At 62.4% G+C, this 20,900-nt stretch carries 18 protein-coding genes and 1 tRNA gene; 1 reads left to right on the top strand and 18 read right to left on the bottom strand.

Going from position 1 to position 20,900, the window contains the following annotated elements:
* Window positions 1-316 precede the first annotated feature (316 nt).
* Complete coding sequence (hypB, locus tag G5134_RS04025) at window positions 317-1,171, bottom strand: hydrogenase nickel incorporation protein HypB (RefSeq protein ID WP_421231884.1); 855 nt, start codon at window positions 1,169-1,171, stop codon at window positions 317-319.
* Here hypB and G5134_RS04020 point away from each other — a divergent pair.
* On the top strand, window positions 1,052-1,459 hold the full coding sequence (locus G5134_RS04020; RefSeq protein WP_411585583.1) for a hypothetical protein: 408 nt from the start codon (window positions 1,052-1,054) through the stop codon (window positions 1,457-1,459). The genes hypB and G5134_RS04020 overlap by 120 nt on opposite strands.
* Here the strand turns inward: G5134_RS04020 and hypA are convergent.
* The 17 genes from hypA to kup form a co-directional block, all read right to left on the bottom strand.
* On the bottom strand, window positions 1,437-1,778 hold the full coding sequence (hypA, locus tag G5134_RS04015) for a hydrogenase maturation nickel metallochaperone HypA (RefSeq protein ID WP_045789594.1): 342 nt from the start codon (window positions 1,776-1,778) through the stop codon (window positions 1,437-1,439). The two genes, G5134_RS04020 and hypA, sit on opposite strands and share 23 nt — an antisense overlap.
* Before the next feature lie 84 nt (window positions 1,779-1,862).
* Window positions 1,863-2,867, bottom strand: coding sequence for a hydrogenase expression/formation protein HypE (gene hypE, locus G5134_RS04010; protein WP_421231883.1), 1,005 nt, complete (start codon window positions 2,865-2,867; stop codon window positions 1,863-1,865).
* Complete coding sequence (gene hypD / locus G5134_RS04005) at window positions 2,864-3,982, bottom strand: hydrogenase formation protein HypD (RefSeq protein ID WP_421231882.1); 1,119 nt, start codon at window positions 3,980-3,982, stop codon at window positions 2,864-2,866. Before hypD ends, hypE begins: the two co-directional genes overlap by 4 nt.
* Window positions 3,976-4,227 (bottom strand): HypC/HybG/HupF family hydrogenase formation chaperone, encoded by a 252-nt coding sequence (locus G5134_RS04000; protein ID WP_040065728.1) that lies wholly within the window; start codon window positions 4,225-4,227, stop codon window positions 3,976-3,978. The genes hypD and G5134_RS04000 overlap by 7 nt, the downstream gene beginning before the upstream one ends.
* 5 nt (window positions 4,228-4,232) lie before the next feature.
* Window positions 4,233-6,659, bottom strand: a complete 2,427-nt coding sequence (gene hypF / locus G5134_RS03995) for a carbamoyltransferase HypF (RefSeq protein WP_421231881.1) — start codon at window positions 6,657-6,659, stop codon at window positions 4,233-4,235.
* Window positions 6,656-8,569 (bottom strand): selenocysteine-specific translation elongation factor, encoded by a 1,914-nt coding sequence (selB, locus tag G5134_RS03990; RefSeq protein ID WP_421231880.1) that lies wholly within the window; start codon window positions 8,567-8,569, stop codon window positions 6,656-6,658. Before selB ends, hypF begins: the two co-directional genes overlap by 4 nt.
* 4 nt (window positions 8,570-8,573) lie before the next feature.
* On the bottom strand, window positions 8,574-10,001 hold the full coding sequence (gene selA / locus G5134_RS03985; RefSeq protein WP_421231879.1) for an L-seryl-tRNA(Sec) selenium transferase: 1,428 nt from the start codon (window positions 9,999-10,001) through the stop codon (window positions 8,574-8,576).
* Between the two features lie 269 nt (window positions 10,002-10,270).
* Window positions 10,271-10,362 (bottom strand) — tRNA-Sec (locus G5134_RS03980).
* A 193-nt stretch (window positions 10,363-10,555) separates the two neighbouring features.
* Window positions 10,556-11,065: a hydrogenase maturation peptidase HycI gene (gene hycI, locus G5134_RS03975; RefSeq protein WP_421231878.1), complete on the bottom strand. Its 510-nt coding sequence runs from the start codon at window positions 11,063-11,065 to the stop codon at window positions 10,556-10,558.
* Entirely contained in the window at window positions 11,065-11,478 is a 414-nt protein-coding gene (locus G5134_RS03970; protein ID WP_421231877.1) for a formate hydrogenlyase maturation HycH family protein, read from the bottom strand. The genes hycI and G5134_RS03970 overlap by 1 nt, the downstream gene beginning before the upstream one ends.
* Window positions 11,471-12,286 carry an NADH-quinone oxidoreductase subunit B family protein gene (locus tag G5134_RS03965; protein WP_010633727.1) on the bottom strand — a complete coding sequence of 272 codons (816 nt, stop codon included), beginning with the start codon at window positions 12,284-12,286 and terminating at the stop codon, window positions 11,471-11,473. Before G5134_RS03965 ends, G5134_RS03970 begins: the two co-directional genes overlap by 8 nt.
* Window positions 12,286-12,864 (bottom strand): formate hydrogenlyase complex iron-sulfur subunit, encoded by a 579-nt coding sequence (locus G5134_RS03960; RefSeq protein ID WP_421231876.1) that lies wholly within the window; start codon window positions 12,862-12,864, stop codon window positions 12,286-12,288. Before G5134_RS03960 ends, G5134_RS03965 begins: the two co-directional genes overlap by 1 nt.
* 9 nt (window positions 12,865-12,873) lie before the next feature.
* On the bottom strand, window positions 12,874-14,592 hold the full coding sequence (locus G5134_RS03955) for an NADH-quinone oxidoreductase subunit C (RefSeq protein WP_421231875.1): 1,719 nt from the start codon (window positions 14,590-14,592) through the stop codon (window positions 12,874-12,876).
* An 80-nt stretch (window positions 14,593-14,672) separates the two neighbouring features.
* Window positions 14,673-15,626: a respiratory chain complex I subunit 1 family protein gene (locus G5134_RS03950; protein ID WP_421231874.1), complete on the bottom strand. Its 954-nt coding sequence runs from the start codon at window positions 15,624-15,626 to the stop codon at window positions 14,673-14,675.
* A 1-nt stretch (window position 15,627) separates the two neighbouring features.
* A complete protein-coding gene (gene hyfB / locus G5134_RS03945) occupies window positions 15,628-17,499 on the bottom strand; it encodes a hydrogenase 4 subunit B (protein ID WP_421231873.1) in 1,872 nt (623 codons plus the stop codon).
* Window positions 17,499-18,164 carry a 4Fe-4S dicluster domain-containing protein gene (locus G5134_RS03940; protein ID WP_421231872.1) on the bottom strand — a complete coding sequence of 222 codons (666 nt, stop codon included), beginning with the start codon at window positions 18,162-18,164 and terminating at the stop codon, window positions 17,499-17,501. The genes hyfB and G5134_RS03940 overlap by 1 nt, the downstream gene beginning before the upstream one ends.
* A 584-nt stretch (window positions 18,165-18,748) precedes the next feature.
* Window positions 18,749-20,617 (bottom strand): low affinity potassium transporter Kup, encoded by a 1,869-nt coding sequence (kup, locus tag G5134_RS03935; protein WP_010633733.1) that lies wholly within the window; start codon window positions 20,615-20,617, stop codon window positions 18,749-18,751.
* Window positions 20,618-20,900: the final 283 nt, after the last annotated feature.

Below are 20,900 nucleotides of genomic sequence, written 5' to 3'. Positions count from 1 at the left end.
GGGAGCGGAAGGTGCCATCTCACCCGCTCAGGGTTTAGGGTTTGGAGAACTTCGGGGTTTGAAAATATGGCTGGTTGTTATGCTCGAAGTCCCCTGAGGCGTTTGAGGGCGTCGTATAGTCGCGGCATGCTGTCGGCATCCACAAACCGGTTCCCTCTCCCTAGGGAGAGGGCCAGGGTGAGGGGACGCGAGTGTGGGACGCTGGCTACTCCGAACAGTTAGGGCGGCCGAGGAGGTGCGCAGATGAAAGAGAGGGAGGCATCAGCCTCCCTCTCTTGTTTTCTACCGTTATCAGCGGCGTTTAACCGGTTCAGGCTCAGGCCGTGGCCAGCCAGTTGAGCCAGGCATCCATCCCTTCGCCTGTGGTGGCGCTGACCTGGATCACCTGGATATAGGGGTTGACCCGCTTGGCGTTCTCGATGCAGCGGGCCACGTCAAAGCTGACGTAGGGCAGCAGATCGATCTTGTTGATCACCATCAGCTGGGCGGCGGCAAACATGTCCGGGTACTTGAGGGGCTTCTCTTCCCCCTCGGTGACCGAGAGGATCGCCACCTTGTACTTCTCGCCGAGATCGAAGCTGGCGGGGCAGACCAGATTGCCGACGTTCTCGATAAAGAGGATGCCCCCTTCATTGGCGGGCAGCTGGTGGCAGGCGTCGTGGACCATCTTGGCGTCCAGATGGCAGCCCTTGCCGGTGTTGATCTGCACGGCAGGGACGCCGGTCGCGCGGATGCGATCCGCATCGCTGCTTGTCTGTTGATCCCCTTCGATGACGGCGCAGGGGCGCTGTCCCTCAAGCCGGTGCAGGGTCTCGCACAGCAAAGTGGTCTTGCCTGAGCCCGGGCTCGACACCAGATTGAGTACCAGCTGGGCCGCCTCGTCGAAGTGTTCGCGGTTGTGGGCGGCCAGCGCATTGTTCTTGGCCAGCACGTCCATCTCGATGGCGATCAATTGGCGCTGCCCCATACCGGGCACTGACAATCCCGCTTCCCCTTTGCCATAGTGCAGATCACCCTGCTGATGGTCATGGTCATGGTCATGGTCATGGTCATGGTCATGGTCATGGTCATGGCTGTGTTCATGGGAATGCGCGTGGGAATGGCCGTGGTCATGAGAGGGGCCATGTTCATGATGATGATCGTGGGGGTGATTATGTCCCTCATGGCTCACGGGAGCCCGCACCCCGTGGTAGTGGTGATGGACATCCCCCTGATGGTGATAGTGGTGGTGAATGATCAGGGTGCGCGGCGCACTCTGCTCGTGGTCATGATGGTGATGGGCGTCATGAGCATGATGGTCGTGCTTATGACCATGTTCATGGTGATGTTCATGTTCATGTTCATGAGCATGTTCGTGATGATGCTCATGACCGTGCTCATGATCGTGCTCATGGCCGGCGATCCGCGCCTGGCCGCATCCGCATACGCTACACATATCAACTTACCTCGATGTCGGTGATGCGCAGGCTGTTCCCTTGCGCGACTCGTAATTTGTATCCGCCACACTCGGGGCAGGCCTGCCCACGCTCGGTGAGGGTGACCGTCTGGTTGCAGTCGTAACACCAGGCCTCTGCCGCCTGGTGCTGAAAGTGAAGTTGGGCCCCTTCGACGGCGGTGCCCTTGGCGGCCGCCTCGAAACAGAAGGCAATGGTGTCCGGGTCGACGCAGGAGAAGCTGCCGACCTCGAGCCAGAGGGCGGTCACCTTGGTAAAGCCCCGCAGGGTGGCCTGCTCGGCCGCCAAATCGATGGCAGCCATGGCCAGAGACATTTCGTGCATGGTGGCTCCTTAACCGATATGGGGAGGAGCAATGACTCCTCCCCCTAATTGGGAAAACGGCATATGGGTGAACGGCATGGCCGCTCAACAGATCCGCGGCAGCAGCTCCCCTTGCGGCAGCTCCAGATAACGGCGGCTGCCCCAAGGGTTATTGAGGATCACCTTGTGGCGATCGCTCGCCTGCACCACGCCGATCTGGCTGGCAGCGGGGTTGAATTGCCGCAAGATACCCAGCGCGTCCTGCGCCTGTTCGGCAGGCAGGGCCAGCACCATGGTCCCCTCGTTGGCGAGATCATGGGGCTCGAAACCGTAGAGCTCGCACAGGCCCCGCACCGGATCGCACACCGGAATGGCGGACTCCTCCAGCTCGATGGCAACGCCGGAGGCGCTGCTCCACTCGTTGAGCACGGCGGCAAGGCCACCGCGGGTGGCATCGCGCAGGGCGTGAGGGGTAATACCGGCCTGCAGCAGCGCTTCTACCTGTGGCCAGAGGGTGGTGCAGTCGCTCTTGAGATCAGATCCCAGTTGCAGGGCATCGCGAGCCATCAGGATGCAGGCGCCGTGGCTGCCGATATCCCGCGACACCAGAATGGCGTCACCGGCCTTGAGGCTCCGTACCGAGATGCCCCGGCTCTGTTCGGGCAGCGGGAAGGTGCCGACCCCGCTGGTGTTGATAAAGATCTTGTCGGCCGCCCCCTTGGGCACCACCTTGGTGTCGCCGCAGACAATGCGGGCACCGCTGTTGGCAAGCTCAGCCGCCATCGATTCGACGATGCGGGCCAGATCGGCGTAGGGGAAGCCCTCCTCGATGATAAAGCTGCAGCTCAGATACTCGGGCTTGGCCCCCATCATGGCGAGATCGTTGACCGTACCGGCGATGGCCAGCTTGCCGATATCGCCCCCCTCGAAGAAGAGCGGCGAGACGGTAAAGCTGTCGGTGGTGAAGGCGACGGGGCCGCTCACCGGCAACAGGGCGGCGTCTTCACCGCGCAGCAGGATCTCGTTGCCAAAGTGGCGAAAGAAGAGCTGGTTGATCAGCTGGTTCATCTCGACGCCGCCGCCACCGTGGCTAAGTTGGATTTCTCTCATCGTTCCTGGATCCCCATATATCGGTAGTAGGCATTGCAGGCCCCTTCGGAGCTGACCATGCAGCTGCCCATGGGCTGGGTCGGGGTGCAGCCCCGGCCAAAGACCTTGCACTGGTTCGGTTTGGCGAGGCCGCGCAGGATATCGGCGCACTGGCACGCCTTGTGGTCATCGATGGGAGTCTGATTGAGCGCGAAGTGGCGCTCCGCATCGCGCCTGGCGAAGGCATCGCGCAGGCGCAGGGCGGAGGCGTTGATATCCCCCAGACCTCGCCAGCGAAAGTGCTCGCGGGTCTCGAAAAAGCGCTCAACCAGCCGCTGGGCGGCTTTATTGCCGCTGGCGGTGACGGCGCGGCTGTACTGCACCTCCAGCGCGTAGCGATCCTCCACCTTCTGGCGCACCATCATCAAGAGCGCCTCCATCACGTCCACCGGTTCGAAGCCGCTCACCACCACCGGCACCTGATAACGTTCGACGATAGGCAGGTAGATATCGGCGCCGGTAATGACGCTGACGTGGGAGGGGCCGATAAAGGCGTTCACCTTGGCCACCCCGTCGGCCATCACCGCATGAATGGCGGGGGGCACCAGCACATGGTTGATATGAAACAGCAGGTTCTCGACCCCTTGCTCTTCAGCGGCAGCCAGCAAGGCGGCGGTCATGGGGGTCGAGGTCTCGAAACCGATGGCGAAGAAGACCACGGTTTTTTCCGGATTCTCTTTGGCGATGCGCAGGGCATCGAGGGGGTCATAGACCGGGCGGATATCGCTCCCCTTGGCCCGTTGCTGGGCCAGCGTACCCTTGGATCCCGGCACCCGGATCATGTCCCCCAGGGTGACCAGAATGACGCTGGGCTGACTAGCCAGCTCGATGGCCTGATCGATGCGCTCCTTGGGCATGATGCAGACCGGACAGCCGGGGCCGTGGACAAACTCGATGCTGGCTGGCAGCAGCTGGTGCAGGCCGTACTTCATGATGGTGTGGGTATGGCCGCCGCACACCTCCATCACCCGCAGCGGCTCGGGCAGATCGTTGGCGAGTTCAGTGATCTGGGCGGCGAGGGCGCGGATCACCTCGGGCTGGCGAAAGCCCTGAAACAGATCATTCAAGGTCAGCATGGCAAGATATCCTGTTTGGGCATCAGGGCCACCATCTGGCGGAAGCTCTCGAGGCTGGCCTGCGCCTCCTCTTCGTCAATCTTGCTCATTACAAAGCCGATATGGAGCAGCACATAGTCGCCCACCTGGAGGGGCTCTTCGAGCAGCATGCAGCTGACGCGCCGTTGCACCCCCAGGGTGTCGACGGTGACGCAGTTGTCTTCGGGGTGCAGCTGCACCACCTGAGAGGGGATGGATAGGCACATGGATTTCAGGACTCCGACAAGGTGGCACAACCGGTGGTGACAGGCTGGTGCGTGGCAAGATGGTGGATGGCAAACCAGAGCTGACCGGCGGCGATGCCACCGTCATTGAGCGGCAGGGTTTCGCTGGTCAATACCTGCCGGTCTGCCGCTTCTAGAGCGGGCACCAGCTGGTCCATCAGCACCCGGTTTTGAAACACGCCGCCCCCGAGCGCCACCGGATAGCCGGGGAAGCGCTCCGCAAGGGCAACCACCAGCTTGCTGATGGCGCGGATAAAACCGGCGGCCAGGCTGGCGGTGGAGGTGCCTTTTCTCTGCTCGCTGACAAGGGTATTAATGAGCTCTGCCCACTGGATCTGCAGTGGCCCCTCTGCTGATTGGCTGAGATCAAAGGCGAGGGGGAAGGGCTGTTCATCGGGGGGGAGCCGCGAGGCGGCTGCCTCCAGCAGGAGCCCCGCTTCTCCCTCGTAATCCGGGGTATCGATCATCCCCAAGAGCGCCGCCACCGCATCGAACAGCCGACCGAGGGAGCTGGTGTAAGGGGCGTTGCGACCCAGCTGCCAGAGCTGGTGCAGGTTGTGGATCCGCTTAAGGGGCAGTTGCTTGATCGCCGGAATATCGAGGGCGCTGATCTGCTCAGGACTGTGCGACTCGAACAGCAGCCCCAGCAGCTGGCGCACCGGCTCGCGGATGGCCGCCTCGCCACCGATCAGTTTGAAGGGCTGGAGGTGGGCAACCCGCGTAAAGCTCTGAACGTCTGCGATCAGCAGCTCGCCGCCCCAGAGGGTGCCGTCATCGCCAAGGCCGGTACCGTCGAAGGCAACCCCCAGTACAGGGCCCCTGATGTCGTGCTCGGCCATCACTGCCAGCAGGTGGGCGTGATGGTGCTGCACCTCGAGATGGGTTGCATTGTGATCGCGGCAATAGCCCTTGGCCCACTGGTGGCTGAGGTAGCCCGGGTGGCGATCCGAAACCAGAACTTCGGGCTTGAGAGCGTAGAGATCGCGGAAGGTCGCCAAGGTTTGCTCGAAGTGCTCCTGCATCGGCAGGCTGTGCAGATCGCCGATATAGGGGCTGTAGATGCGCTGGCGGCCGAAGGCGAGCGCCAGCTGGTTCTTCTGCTGCGCGCCGACTGCCAGCAGCGGCGCCTTGACCGCCTCTTGCAGGCTGGGAGTGCAGGGGGCATAGCCCCGGGCGAGGCGCAACGTCTGGCGTCGCCCGCCCGCCCACTGCACCAGACTGTCGTCGCACGGGTGCAGGATGGGGCGGTTGTGATCCAGGATGCCGTCAATCTCGCTGCCGAGTTCCCTGACCACCGCCTCGCACTCGATAAGGATTGGGCTGCCGCGCCCATTGGCGCTGGTGGCCACCAGCGGCATGGCGCAGGCATCCAGCAGCAGCTGATGGAGCGGGGTATAGGGGAGCATGATGCCAAGGTAGGGGATGCCGGGGGCTATCTCTTCGGCCAGCGGCGCCGCAGATTGTTGCGATTCTGACGGCCGATCATCGTTTTTGCGCTTGCGCAGCAAGGTGATGGGTCTGGCCTGAGAGGCGAGCAGCTGCCACTCTTTTGCGCAGCCGGTGACATGCAGTTTGGCCTCGGCAAGGGAGCCCATCATCACCGCCAGCGGCTTGCGTTCGCGCCGCTTGAGCATTCGCAATCTGGCCACACTCTGTTCATTGCGGGCATCGCATATCAGGTGATACCCCCCTATCCCCTTGACCGCAATCAGCGCCCCCGCTTGCAGGGCGCTTGCAGCTGCTTGCAGGGCATCCTCGCGCTCGGCCAGGGCATCGCCACGGCCATTTCGCCAGCTGAGATGGGGCCCGCACTCGGGGCAGCTCACCGGCTGGGCGTGGTAGCGTCTGTCCAGCGGATTTTCATAGGCAGCCGCGCAGCGCGGGCACATGGCAAAGCCCGCCATGGCGGTGTGGGGGCGGTCGTAGGGGAGGCGGCGGATGATGGTGTAGCGCGGGCCGCAGTGGGTGCAGTTGGTGAAGGGGTAGCGATGGTGGCGATCCGCAGGGTTGGCCACATCGTTGGCGCACGCCTCGCACATCCCCTGATCCGGCGAGATGGCGACTGTGGCGGCGCTCTGCTGCTGGCTGGCCTTGATATGAAAGGCTCCGTCGTAGTCGGGATTATCTTCTTGGGGCAGTTCCCGCTCGCTGAAATGATCGATGCGGCTAAGTGGCGGCGCCAGCTCCCGCAGTTCGCGGGCAAAGCTGGCCAGTTGCTCGGGCGATCCTTCGGCACCTATGGTGACGCCGTTGGCATCGTTCAACACATAACCGGCAAGGCCGTGGCGCAGTGCCAGCCCATAGACGAAGGGGCGAAAGCCGACCCCCTGAACTATGCCATCGATATGAAACTCGCGGCGCAGCCGGTTGGCCACAGGATTGGGGGAGCTAGCGGGGGCGATGGTGGCACTCATGCCGGCTCCATCTCATCTTGAGTCTGCGGCAGACGCAGCACCCGACGCTCGTTCTCCTCGCGCCGCACCCAGCCATCCATCTCCATGCGCAGGCAGAACGGAATGGCGTATTTACGCGACAAACCGGTGATCTCCTTGAGGGATGCCATGTCGATCAGATCTCCCACCTGCTGGCCCGCTAGCACGGCGGCGACCATCTGGTTGTAAAGGGCGGCGTCGTAGTAGATGGGGCCATCGAGCTGCACCAGATACTTGAGTCGCGCCAGATTGCGCAGCTGCTTTTGCAACGCGCCTTTTTGCTGTAAGCCCTGCTGCAGGGCGGCGGGCAGCTGGCGGGTGATAAAGGGGTCCAGCGCCACGCCGCCGGGGCCCAGTTTACCGGGCTCGTAACCCTCCTTGCCTTGATCTCGCACCACCTTGAGCACCAGCTGCGCCTCTTCCCCCAAATCATCTTCCGACTCGCCGCTGCCCTGCTGCCACTTGTCATGGTGCAGGCGAACAAGCTGCTCGCTCTTGAGCTGCTGGAGCAGGGCCTGAGTGACCGGCAGGGCGATGCCAAAGCGGGTTGCCAGCTCGGCGGCGCTGAGCGGTTCGCTGGCCAGCGTGGCCAGCAGTTGATCGCGGCTCTGGGCCAGCCAGCAGCTATCCAGCAGCCACTCACCGAGGGGGATGACCTGCTCGGGCTGCTGGTCAAAGCGGCTGGCCAGTACATAGCCATTGAGCCCCAGTTGCAGGGTGGCCGGGTTGTAGTGCTCGAGCTCATCTGGCAGCTCGCCCAGCAGGGCGTGCAGCGTCTTGCGTCTGGCGGGGTGGATGTCGCCGCACCAGACGATGCGGGCGCCGTGCAGCAGCTCGCTGCTGCCGTGGCGAATAATGGCAAGCGGCTGGCCGAAGAAGCAGGGGATGGGGCTGGTAAAGATCAGCCGCGCCAGCCGGGTATCCTTGATGGGCAGCTCTTTTATAGGTGCCTCTTTTATCGGCACACAACGGGCTCGGCCATGCCAGCTGCCGAGGGCTACTTCCACCTCCTGCGTGCGTAGCGCCTTGCCGCTCAGGCTCTCGGCGTTGAGTCGCACGATCAGATGAGTCGCCGCCTCGCACTGGCCGACAGTGCTGGTAAGACAGTGACCGCGGGCCACCTCCTTGTGGGGCACTTTTTTCAGGCCCACCGCCACCCGGCAGACGGCGCCGATCTCGTCGACGCTCTGGTGATAGGCCTGCAGGGAGCGCACCTGCACCTCCCGATCGGCGGGGTAGAGGCGCAGCTTGTCCCCCACTTTGAGGCTGCCCTGCTGCAAGGTGCCGGTGAGCACGGTGCCGGTGCCGTTGGCGGTAAAGACCCTGTCTACATAGAGGCGCGGGGCGGCCTGTTCGCGGGGGGCATGATGCTCGGCCATATCCTCCAACTGGCGCACGATGGCGGCGTGCAGGGCAGCCATGTTCTCGCCGGTCTTGGCGCTGACGCTGACGATGTCGGGCACCATGTCGCTCTCGTCCATCACCCGCTCCAGCAGGCCCTCTTCCAACAGCAAAAGCTCGTCGGGGGAGACCAGATCGCACTTGTTGATGCAGACCAAGAGGCGCGGCACCCCCATCGCCTTGAGCAGGCGCAGGTGATCGCCAGTCATCGGCATCCACCCCTCGTCGGCGGCGATGACCAGCAGCACCAGATCCAGACTCCAGAGCCCCGCCACCATATTGCGGATATAGCGCTCGTGGCCGGGCACGTCGATGACGCCTATGGTGTTGCCCTGACCGTCGTCAAAGTGGGCAAAGCCGAGATCCTGGGTCATGCCGATGGCCTGCTCGTGGGCGCGGGCGGTGGTGATGCCGGTGAGCGCCTTGATCAGCAAGGTCTTGCCGTGATCCACGTGGCCGGCAAGGCCGATAACGGCGCGATAGGAAGTCATGGGATCAAGGCTCCTGGCTCGCAGTGATCGGGGTGGGTAGCAGCAGTTGCTTAAGCTGGGCGATCAGCAGCCCCATGTCCTCGTCGAGCAGGGTGGCCATATTGAGCAGCACCTTCTGCTGGCGCACGGTGGCGATGACAGGGACGGGCAGTTCGCGCAGAGCATCGAGCAGCTGCTGGGCCGGACGCAGGTCGGTGCACTCCAGCGCTGGCGCCGGGTAGAACTCGTCCGGCAGGGTGCCGCCGCCCACCACCAGCTGGGCGGGGACCGGCACAAAGCAGCCGGGCAGGGCGGCCATCAGCTGGGAGGCTCTCGCCTGCATGGTGGCCGGGTTGCTCAAGGTGCGCTGGGCGATACCCTCGCCGACGGGAGATTTGTTGAGCTTGTGGATGAGCAGGCGTTCGAGCAGGGAGTAGACGATGCGGCTCGGGCGGAAGGTGCGCATCATGGGGTGTTTCTCCAACCGCTTGATAAGGTCCGCACGGCCGCTGATGATGCCGCACTGGGGCCCGCCCATCAGCTTGTCGCCGGAGTAGCAGACCAGATCCGCCCCCGCCTTGATGTACTGGCGCACCGAGGTTTCATCCGGTGCAAACTCTTCGCTGGTCAAGCCCGAGCCCTGATCCACCGCCAGCACCACCTGCTCGGGCAGGGCGCGGGCCAGCTCGCCGATATCGGCGGATTCGGTAAAGCCGCGAATGGCAAAATTGGATCTGTGCACCATCAGCACCAGCGCGGTCTGATCCGTGATGGCATCCAGGTAATCCTTGGCGGTAGTGATGTTGGTGGTGCCCACCTCCACCAGTTTGGCGCCGGAGAGGGCCAGAATGTCGGGAATGCGAAAGCCGCCGCCAATCTGGATCTGCTCGCCGCGCGAGACGATCACCTCGCGCCCCTTGGCCACCTCCTGCAGCAGCAAAAAGAGGGAGGCGGCGTTGTTGTTGACCACCAGCGAATCCTCGGCCTGGGTGAGGCAGGTGAGCAAAGTGGCGATCAGCCCCTTGCGCCCGCCGCGTTTGCCGGTGGCGAGATCCAGCTCCAGATTGTTGTAGCCGGTGTTGAGATCCCGCACCTCGTCCCACAGATCGGCACTTAACGGCGAACGCCCCAGATTGGTATGCACCAGGGTACCGGTGGCGTTGATGACCCGGGTCTGACGCTGGCGCAGCTGCTGCTGGCAGCGTCTGACAATCAGCGCCTCGATCTGCTCGGGGGCGACGCCGTGCTGGCGAAACGCCTCGCTCTGGCGCAGTTCGCTCAGGGTCTCGCGCACCGCCTGGGTCACCAGCGGGCGGCTCAGTTCATCGATAAACCCAGCGAGAAAAGGTTGCTGCAGCAGCTGTTCCACTTGCGGCAAGCGACGCTGGTTTGCTGGAATTGCGGCATAAGAGGCGCTGGGGGCGAGGGAGGATACGTCAGACGGAGTTGGCATGGGATGACCCGGGCTGTGCGTGGGAGTGTCATGCACGCCGCCTTGCCGGGGGAAGGCCGCTGCGACGCTGCTTATTTGCTGCTTTTTGCCATTCATGAATTAATAAAAAAGGCGAATGGATAAATTAATGTTCGAGCAGATAAATAAGGTGGTCGGAGCGCATTCAGATTATATTGGCAATGCGACAGGCGCCTTGTTAGAACAATGTGTGAAACAGTCGTCAACCAGCCTGAAACATAATTGACGGTTTCTCTCCAATATATGAAATTTGGCGGAAGAGGCAGGAATCGAACCTGCCAAAGCCTTCTCGGCTCTCATCGGTTTTGAAGACCGAGGAGGCCACCAGACCCCATCAGCTTCCGCAATGGCCACCATTTTGTGGCAATTTTCTGTGACTGGCAACGCTTTTTTATGTTTAAAAATAGCGAGTTGGCCGACTTTCTGAAAAATGTCCGCGCGTTGATTTATATCAATTTCATGGCAATTAGCCCGATGTTTTTAATTTAACATCGGGCGTTTATATATGCCTTTAGAGGGAGCGCAGACTGCTGCCGTTAACAAGCCGGCAAATAATCGGTGGCCGCGTTGGTGATATTCCACTGGACCAGCCGGTTTATTAACAACTCGCTATCTTTGGCCTCTTCCAGGTGATCGTAGAGATAATCCATGGCCCCGCTCACCATCTCGGTCATCGGGAAGGAGAACGCCACGATGGCCGGTTGTACCCCGACAAAGATGACTTCTGGGACAAAGGTCTTGAGCTCGTCGATCAGGAAATTGAGCGGCATATTGTGGGTCGAGAAGATAAACATCTCGGCGATGGTCTCGGGGGGGATCACCTGCAGGGTGCCCGCCTTCTCGCCGATCTCGGCGGCATCCACCAGCACCACCCGCGCCGGTTGCAGCTCCCGCACCTTGTAGACCACATTTTCCGGCGCGATGCCGCCGTCGATATGGATCCAGCCGGGCAGGGGGGCGGCTTGCAGTTTTTCCGCCAGATAGGGGCCGGCACCGTCGTCCCCCATCATGGCATTGCCCACGGTCAACACGAGATTGCAGCCCATCAGCGGCTCCTTACCATCAGGTACATATGGGGGTCGTTAAAGAGGGCGGTGAGCTGATCCATAAAGGTATTGGTCCAGCCCAGCTCCTGCTCATCGAGCACGTTGTCGGCTTTGCGCAGTCGGTCGAAGGCGCAGGCCAGCATATGGCAGTGCTCGCGATAGATGGTTATCTCGCCAAAGGTGAGAAACCCCTCCATCTTGCGGCGGGCTTCACTCGCCTCTGGCAGCTTGGCCACCCAGTCGCGATAACCGATCAGCGAGCAGACCAGGTCTGCTCGCAGGCAATCGACGATGCCGAGGTGGTGGCCGATGGCGAGGCTGTAGTACATCACCTCTTTGGCTTCCTCGGGGACGTCGAACTGCTCGTCGACGAACTTGCGGGAGAGGCGGTAGAAGAAAACCTGGTCAGCCATGCACCGCCTCCCCCTTGCCGGCTGCCCGGTTGAGGCAGGCGTTTGCGAGGTTGTTGACGATCTCCGCCAGGCGCGGATCCTCGTGCTGATCGAGGTAGCTCTGGATGCGCAGATCCACATCCTGCTGGGTCGCCCCTTCGAGCAGGGCCATAAACTCGTCGGCGATGATCCGCCCCTGCCGGTAACCTGCCATGCGGCGCGCTTCGCGCTCGATCATCACCCGGATTTCGTTGGGGATGCCGGTGTGGCGCAGCTCGACCCGCTCACCCGGTTGCACCTCGTGGCTGGTGGCTTTGAGTTTCTGCTCAAGCAGACCGAGCGCCACGGCAAAGCCGTAGATGGTAGCCGCCGGTGTCGGAGGGCAGCCCGGGATATAGACATCTACCGGCACGATCTTGTCGGTGCCGCCCCAAACGCAGTAGAGGTCGTGGAAGATGCCACCGTCACAGCCGCAGGCGCCATAGGCGATGCAGATCTTGGGATCGGGCGCCGCCTCGTAGGCGCGCAGGGCGGGTACCCGCATCGCCCGGGTCACCGCGCCGGTAAAGAGCAGGATGTCGGCGTGGCGGGGGGAGGCGACCACCTTGATGCCGAAACGCTCGGCATCAAACAGCGGGGTGATGGTGGCGAAGATCTCGATCTCGCAGGCGTTGCAGCCGCCGCAATCGACTCGGTAGACATAGGCCGAGCGGCGAATGTCTTTGAGCAGGGTCTTCTTGAGTTTGGTGATCTCGGGATCCTGTGCCAACGGCACGGCGCGGGTATGGGCATGGCCGACAACCGGTTCTATGCCTTTGATCTTGCTCATCACATCCACTCCTTTTGTGCGGCCATCGGTGTGGCTATCGGTGTGATCAGGGCCGAGTCAGGCTGGCTCAGCATGCTCTGTTTTCGTTTGCAGTCGGGGCAGTGGTGCAGCCGCTCTGGCGGCGCCAGCGGCTTGGCATCGCGAGCCAGCGGCGTGCCCGCCTGCTTGAGGGTGTCCTCCACCAGTGCCACCAGCTTGCTCGGGGCAAAGTAGGTGCCGCACAGGGTGCAGGGGGCCAGCGCGAAGCGGGCCTCCTCATAGAGATCCGCCTTGTTGGCCACCGCCAGCTCGAATTCGGGTGAGAGCGCGATGGCGCGGGTCGGGCAGACCTCCTCGCAGCGGCCGCAGAAGATGCAGCGCGCCATGGAGATCTCCCAGCGCCGTTCGCCGGTCTCCATGTCCACTTCCATCACCAGCGCATTGGCCGGGCAGGCCTTGGTGCAGGCAGCGCAGGCGATGCACTGATCCGCCTGATATTTGGGTTTGCCGCGAAAATCCCGGTTCACCTCAATGGGTGCGAAGGGGTACTTGGCGGTCGGGGTGCCAGCCTTGAGGATGGTCTTGAACAGCTTGATCATGATGACCCCTTATTTCAGCGGAGAGTTTTTGCGATCGATGCCGTAGCGCTCGATCTCCTTGTAGGAGACCACGGTGGATTTGCCCTTCTTGGGGTCGACCAGGGTCACCCGGTCGGTACAGGAGTAGCAGGGATCCAGACTGCCGATAATCAGCGGCGCATCCGCCACGGTATTGCCGCGCAGCATGTAGCGCAGGGCGGGCCAGTTGGCGTAGGTGGCGGCGCGGCAGCGCCAGCGGAACAGCTTCTGGTTATCTCCCGTCATGCTCCAGTGGACGTTCTCGCCGCGGGGCGCTTCGGTAAAGCCCAGCGCAAACTTGCCCGGCTGGTAGGTGAAGCCTTCAGTGAGCAGTGGCCCTTCCGGCAGGTGCTCAAGACCAAACTCAATCATGTCGAGGGAGTCGTAGAGCTCGTGGATCCGCACCAGCACCCGGGATTGCACATCGCAACCCGCCTTGGTCTGGATCTCCATCGGCAGCTCGCGGTAGCCGGCAAAGTCGTGGACCCGGCGCACGTCGCGCTTGAAGCCGCTCGCCCGTACCATGGGGCCGACGCAGCTGAAATCGCGGGCAATTTGCGGGTCGAGCTTGCCGATACCGATGAGGCGGGAGGAGATATTGGCGGTATCCAGCAGCATGGCCACCAGGGGTTTGAGCTCATCACGCAGTTCCCGCACCAGTTGGGCACCCTTGATGCGATCTTCCTTGAAGATGTCGCGGCGTACCCCGCCAATCAGGTTGAGACCATAGGTCTTGCGCGCGCCGGTGAGCAGCTCGGCCAGGGTCATGGATTTCTCCCGCACCCGGAAGAACTGCATGAAGCCGGTGTCGAAACCGGTGAAGTGGCTCGACAGGCCGATGTTGAGGATATGGCTGTGCAGGCGCTCCACCTCCAGCAGCACGGCGCGGATCATCTTGGCCCGCTCCGGCACCGGAATACCCATGGCGTTCTCCACCGAGGTGGTGTAGGCGACGCTGTGGGTAAAGCCGCAGATGCCGCAGACCCGGTCGGTCAGGAAGGCCACTTCGTTGTAGCCCATCCGGGTTTCCGCCAGCTTCTCCATGCCGCGATGGACATAGAAGAGGCGGTAGTCGGCATCGATGATGTCTTCCCCATCGACGAACAGACGAAAGTGGCCCGGTTCATCCGAGGTGATGTGCAGCGGGCCGACCGGCACGATGCGGTTGGCATCACTGCCGAGCTCGTTGACGAAGGGGTAGGTCTCGGTGTCGGTGGTGGGCATCGGGCGCTGGCGATAATCCATGGCGTCCTTGCGCAGGGGGTGGATATCCTCGGGCCAGTCGTCCGGCAGTACCAGACGGCGTTCGTCCGGCAGGCCGATGGCGCGCAGGCCGTACATGTCGCGGATCTCCCGCTCGCCCCACACCGCCGCCGGAATGGTCGGGGTGATGGAGGGGTACTCCTGGGTATCGGCATCTACCAGCACCCGGACTGTGATCCAGCACTTGGTGTCGCCCTCCATGGAGAAGACGTGGTAGACGGCGAAGTGGCCGTTGAGGCTGCGCTCGTCATTGGCAAAGGAGAGCGGAAGCCAGCCCCCCAGCTGATGGAAGATCAGGCTGGCCGTCTCGACCAGACTGGTGGGCTTGACGGTAATGGTGGCCTGATCGGCGGTTTGCCACTCCTCGTCGACGATGGCGTGGGGCAATTGTGCTCGCACCTGCTGGATGTAGTCGTAGCCGATGCGATCCGAAATGGCGATGGTCATGCAGTTCTCACTTTAATGTTCGGGAATGAGCATTCGAAAATGATGAAATCGAAAAAAGTTGCTGTGCTGGCGGGCATGATTCAGATCCCGACCAGATAGGCGAGCAGCGCCAGCAGGGCCAGCCCCAACCCGTAGCGGGTGAGCCTGTGGGTGCGCACGAACTGGGTGCGGGCCATGGCGTTTTCGATGATGCCGGCAAGCCCAAAGGCCACCAGCAGCTTGCAGGCGAGGATCAGCGCCGCGCCGATGAGCGCAGGCAGACTCCAGTTGGCCGCCTTGCCAAAGGGCAGGAAAATCACCAGAAAGAGCTGCACCACCACCAGCTGCTTGAGGCCGATGGAGAGCTTGAGCAGGGCCAGCCCAGCGCCCGAGTACTCGGTGAGCGGCCCCTCCTGCAACTCCTGCTCGGCTTCGGCGCAGTCAAAGGGCAGCTTGCCCATCTCGACAAACACCGCGAAGGCGCAGGCGGCACCCGCCAAGAGGGTGGCGATGGGCGCGGCCAGCGGCTGGGTCGCCACATAGCTGCTGATATTGCCCAGATCCGAGCTGCCCACCATCATCGCCATGATGAAGCAGGCGAGCACCAGAATGGGCTCCACCAGAATGCCGAGGGTCAGCTCGCGGCGGGCGCCGATCCCTGCAAACATGCTGCCGCTGTCCAGACCTGCCAGAGAGAAGAAGAAGCGGAAGATGGCGAACAGATAGATATCGGTGATGAGATCCCCGGCGATGGGAAAGGGGGACTCGTGAGTGAGGGTCGGCAGCGCCATCCCTACCAACAAGAGAGCGGCGATCAGCAGCGCAGGCATCAGGTTGAAGAGGATGCCGGCAGGCTCGGGGGTCACCTCTTGGCGACGCAGGAGCTTGGCGATATCCCGGTAATCCTGCAGCAGGCCCGGCCCCTGACGGGAGTGCATCTTGGCCCGCAGCACCCGGTTGAAACCGGTGGCGAGCGGCGCCAGCGCCAGCATGGCGATGGCTTGGGTCAGGGCGAGGGCAACCATGCCCCAGCTCGGCATTTCAAGAACAGGCATATCAGACTCCTACAGCCATCAGGATAAAGAGCGCCAGCACAATGGCGTGCAGCAGCCAGCCGGTGTTGCCGGGGGTATCGCTCACCCCGTGCAGGGCGCTGGCCAGATCGAGCTGCGGCTGCTTGCGATAGAGCGGCGCGCAGAGTTGGCGCAAGGTGTGAGTGACACCACCAGAGGTGAGGCTCATGCGCTCCTCATAGGCGTAACCACAGGCCCACGGGGTGACGGCGTGACGACGACCCAGCTTGGGCCCCTTGAAGATGGCCAGTACCAGCAGCGGGATGAGGAACAGCCCCAGCAAGGTGATGGCGATAACGGGCGGGGAGAGGATCGCTTGGCTGCTATCCAGCGGCAGCAGGGTGGCGCCAGTGGCCACGTTCATTTGGCCGCTTACCAAGGCTTGGCCATAGCTGGCGATATGGGGGGCAATCCAGGGGGCGCCCAGACCCAGTACCAGACAGACCGCAGCCAGCAACAGGGTGCCTGCCACCATGGCGCCCGGCACTTCGCGGGCGTGGCTCGCGTGTTCGCTGCGCGGTGCGCCGCAGAAGCAGATGCCGTACACCTTGACGAAACACATCACCGCCATGGCGCCGGTCACCGCCAGCATCACTACCGCGAGCGGCGCGACGACAGAGGTGCCGAGCTTGGTCATGGAAAGGAGCGACTGATAGATAAACCACTCGCTGACAAAACCGTTGAGCGGCGGCAGCGCCGAGATGGCCAAGGCACCGATGAGGAACGCCAGCGCGGTCCAGGGCATCAGTTTGGCCAGCCCTCCCATCTTGTCCATATCGCGGGTGTGCAGGCGGAACATCACGGAGCCGGTGCCCATAAAGAGCAGGCTCTTGAAGATGGCGTGGTTGAGCAGGTGATAAAGCGCGCCGAGTAGCCCCAGCACCACCAGCGCCGGTTGCTGGTTGGCGATGCCGATCATGCCGATGCCCATCCCCATCAGGATGATGCCGATGTTCTCCACCGTGTGGTAGGCGAGCAGCCGCTTGAGATCGTGTTCGGCCAGCGCAAACAGCACCCCGAGCACTGCCGAGCAGGCACCGAAGATCAGCACCACATAGCCCCACCAGAGCTGGCTGGCGCCGAGAAAATCGATACTGACCCGCAAGATGCCAAAGAGACCCAGCTTCACCATGACGCCGGACATCAGCGCCGAGATATGGGACGGCGCAACGGGCTCGGCCACCGGCAGCCAGCCGTGCAGCGGCACGAAACCGGCGCGCAGGCCAAAGCCGCAGAAGCTGAGCAGGAACACCAGGGAGGCCAGGGCGCCCGCCAGATGGTGCTCGCGCAGCGCGGCGAACTCCAGCGAACCGCTTTCACGGCAGAGCAGCCAGAAGGCGATCAGCACCAGCGCCATGCCGATATGGTTCATCACCAGATAGAGGCGACTCTGTTTGGCAGCATCCGGATTGGTCTTGACCAGCCAGTAGGTGGTGAGGGTCACCAGCTCGTAGCAGAGCAAGAAACCGAGCGCATTGTCGGCCAGCACCATGCCCACCATGGCAAAGAGGAAGAGGTTCATCAGCGCGCCGATGGCCACATCCCCCTTGCCCTGATATTCGCGGATATAGGCAAAGGAGTAGAGGGCGACGGCGACGCCGACGGTGCTAATCACCAGCAGCATCAACGCGGCCAGCATGTCGAGGTGCACCGAGCCCAGCAGCCAGAGCTGGCCGTCGACGGGGGCGCCCTGGGCAAAGATCTGGATGGCGGCGACCAGACCCGCGAGCGAGCCCAGCAGGGCAAAACCGCTATTGAGACGGTTGGCCAGTGCGGGCAGCTTTTGCAGCAGCAAACCGGCGGCAGCGCCCAGCAAAAAGAGCAGGAGCGTGGCCATAACAAGGGGGGACAACATCAGCACGCTCCCTCTGTGGTGGATAAATCGGATGCAGGGATCGCCGTGGCAGGCGCCGAGAAGGCAGAGGCCCCTTGCGGGTTGGTGTCGGCCGCTTGCTGGCGACGGATACGGGCGGCGCGTTCGGTGTCGCCGTCATTGACCAGCTTCAGTGCCTGGGAGGGGCAGGCACCGACACAGGCCGGGCCGTCGGCGCGAAACTCGCACAGGTCGCACTTGACGGCGATGCTGCGCACCCCCGGCTCCCAGCTCAGCAGATCCTCGCCAAAGCAGCGCAGGCCGGCAGAGGTGGAGGGGTTGCTGGAGCGGATGGAGCAGGGGATATAGGTGTCGTAACTGGTGGCCACGGCCACCGGACGGCTGCCGCCGCTCTGGATGGCGCCAAAGGGGCAGGCCACGGCGCAGAGATTGCAACCGATGCAGAGTGACTCGTTGAGTTGCACGCAATCGCCGGTCTGGCGAATTGCCTCGACCGGGCACACCTTGCTGCAGGGGGCATCGTCACAGTGACGGCACTGAACCGGCATGGTTGCCTGCTCGTGTCGCATAACGGTTAAACGGGGGGCTTGTTGCAAACCTTGCGCCTTGTGTACCTCGCTGCAGGCCGCCATACAGGTGCCACAGCCGATACAAAGCTTGGGGTCAGCGATAACGAAGCGGTTCATAGCCTACCTTGTCGTGTCGCGAACGGAGAAAGTAGGGGCAGGTTGGCAAGATACGGGCCAGCTTGGTTTTTCCTGGCAGGATGAGTGTAAGTGTTTGTTTTTAAATGATGTTTAAAATGGCGTCGACGGGCGTCGAGGGCTTGTCCCACTGTCGAAGCGTGACGTTCGTCACTTGTGACGAAGCCGCCGGGAGGGTTCGTCACCTTGGAAAACTCAGCATGAGTAGGGTGCAAAGAACGAAGTGAATTGCACCGCTATCAAAATATGTTCGCGGTGCACGGCGCTGCGCTTGTTGCACCCTACGGCGGCGAGTCTGTTCGGATAGAGACCGTCTGTCTTGAAACCGTAGGTTCGATTAGCGAAGCGTAATCGGACGCACGAGAACGAAAACATATCGGCAGCATGCCGGGAGTAGGAGGCAAAGAACAAAATGAATTGCACCGTTTGCAGCATATGGGCATTGGTGGTGTGCACCCTTCTCCCCTCGCGGGAGAAGGGCTGGGGATGAGGGGCGGCCATCGGGGTTAATGCCAAAAAAAGAGGGAGGCCAATGCCTCCCTCTCTCTTTAGCGCAACTCACGCCATCAGATATCCACCTGGGATCCCAGCTCGATGACCCGGTTGGGCGGGATCTCGAACTGATCCGGCGCGCGCAGGGCGTTGCGCTGCAGCAGCATAAAGAGCTTGCCGCGCAGATAGAGGTACCAGGGGCGCTCCTTCATGATCAGCGACTCGTGGGCCATGAAGAAGGAGGTCTCCATCATCCGGCAGCTCAGCCCTTCGGCGTTGCAGCGGTGGAAGATCTCCTCCACGTTCGGGGTCTCGCGCCAGCCGTAGCTTGCCACCACCCGCCAGAAGGTGGGGGATAGCTGCTCGATGCAGACCCGGCGCACGTTGTGGACGTAGGGCACCTCTTCCACCCGCAGGGTGAGCAGGATGATCCGCTCGTGCAGCACCTTGTTGTGCTTGAGGTTGTGCAGGAGCGCGTGGGGGATCACGTTGACCACCCGCGACATATAGACAGCCGTGCCGGCCACCCGGGTCGGCGGGGATTTTTCCAGCGAGGCGATCATCGGCTCCAGCGAGTTGCCGTGCTCGTTGAGGCGGCGAATAAGCTGAAAGCGCTCGCTCTTCCAGCTGGTCATCACGGTGAACATCACCGCCCCCAGGGTGAGCGGCAGCCAGCCGCCGGAGAAGATCTTGGCGAGGTTGGCGGCAAACAGCGGCACGTCGATAGCCAGCAGCGCGATAAACAGCGCAGCCACCAGGTACTTGTTCCAGTGCCAGCTGTGGCGTGCCACCGAGCAGGAGAGGATGGAGGTGAGCACCATGGTGCCGGTGACGGCGATGCCGTAGGCCGCCGCCAGGTTGCTGGAGTGCTCGAAGCTCATGATGACGATCACCACCGAGATATAGAGCATCCAGTTGATGACCGGAATATAGATCTGGCCGGACTCCTGCTCGGAGGTGTGCACGATACGAATGGGGGAGAGATAACCGAGCCGCACCGCCTGCCGGGTGAGCGAGAAGACCCCGGAAATCACCGCCTGGGAGGCGATCACCGTCGCCAGGGTCGCCAAGAGCAGCAGCGGCAGCAGCGCCCATTTCGGTGCGAGCAGGAAGAAGGGGTTGGTGATGGCCTCGGGATGGGCCAGCAGCAGCGCCCCCTGGCCGAAGTAGTTGAGCACCAAGGAGGGCAACACCACCATAAACCAGGCGCGCCGGATCGGGCTCTTGCCAAAATGGCCCATGTCGGCGTAGAGCGCCTCTACCCCTGTGATAGCCAGCACCACGGCGCCGAGAGCAAAGAAGGAGGCGGTCTGGTACTTGGCAAAGAAGCGCAGCGCCCAGACGGGGTTGAGCGCCCCCAATACCTCGGGGTGCTGGAAGATGCTGTTCAGACCCAGCACCGCCAGGGTGATGAACCAGGTGAGCATGATGGGGGCGAACAGCTTGCCCACGGTGGCGGTGCCGTGTTTCTGGATGGCGAACAACAGGGTCAGCACCAGCACCGAGAGCGGCACTATATAGGGATCGAGGGAGGGGGCGGCGATGTTCAAGCCCTCGATGGCCGACATCACCGACATGGCCGGGGTGATCACCACCTCGCCATAGAAGAAGCTGCCGCCAATGAGCCCCAGGATGATCAGCAAGGGGGTCCACTTGGCCGGGGTGTTGCGGGTGGCCAGCGACATCAGGGTGAGGATGCCCCCTTCGCCGGCGTTGTCGGCCCGCATCACGAAGGAGAGATACTTGACCGAGACCACCAGGATCAGCAGCCAGAAGATCAGTGAAAGAAAGCCCAGGATGGAGGCGGGCTCTACCCCGAAACCGAACTGGCCGGAGAGGCACTCGCGCAGGGTATAGAGCGGGCTGGTGCCGATGTCGCCATAGACCACGCCGATCGCCGCCAGCGTAACGCCGGACAGGGCTTGTTTGTGATTACCGTTCATGAAGTTGTCTGTCAGTTTGATGGTGACGATTGGCCAGCACGGGCCGCCCCCGTCTATCGGGCGTGCGGCAGGTGCCGCAGGAACGCATTAATGGATTGCGATGGGAAAGGGAGCTAACTGGATATAAAGAGGCTCATCATGGGACACAGTCTGTTCATCTGCCGTTAAGGGTATAATGACACACCCGTCGTGGGTTTATGCTCAGGTATAAATAATCAAAAGTTAAATTTGAGTAAGATAATTAATTATCCAGCGATTGAAATAGACCGCGATAACTCAGGCA

The sequence above is a fragment of the Aeromonas sp. 600276 genome (assembly GCF_049175815.1).
In the GTDB taxonomy this organism is placed as follows: Bacteria; Pseudomonadota; Gammaproteobacteria; order Enterobacterales; family Aeromonadaceae; genus Aeromonas; species Aeromonas dhakensis.
This window is presented reverse-complemented; position numbering and strand designations above follow the sequence as displayed.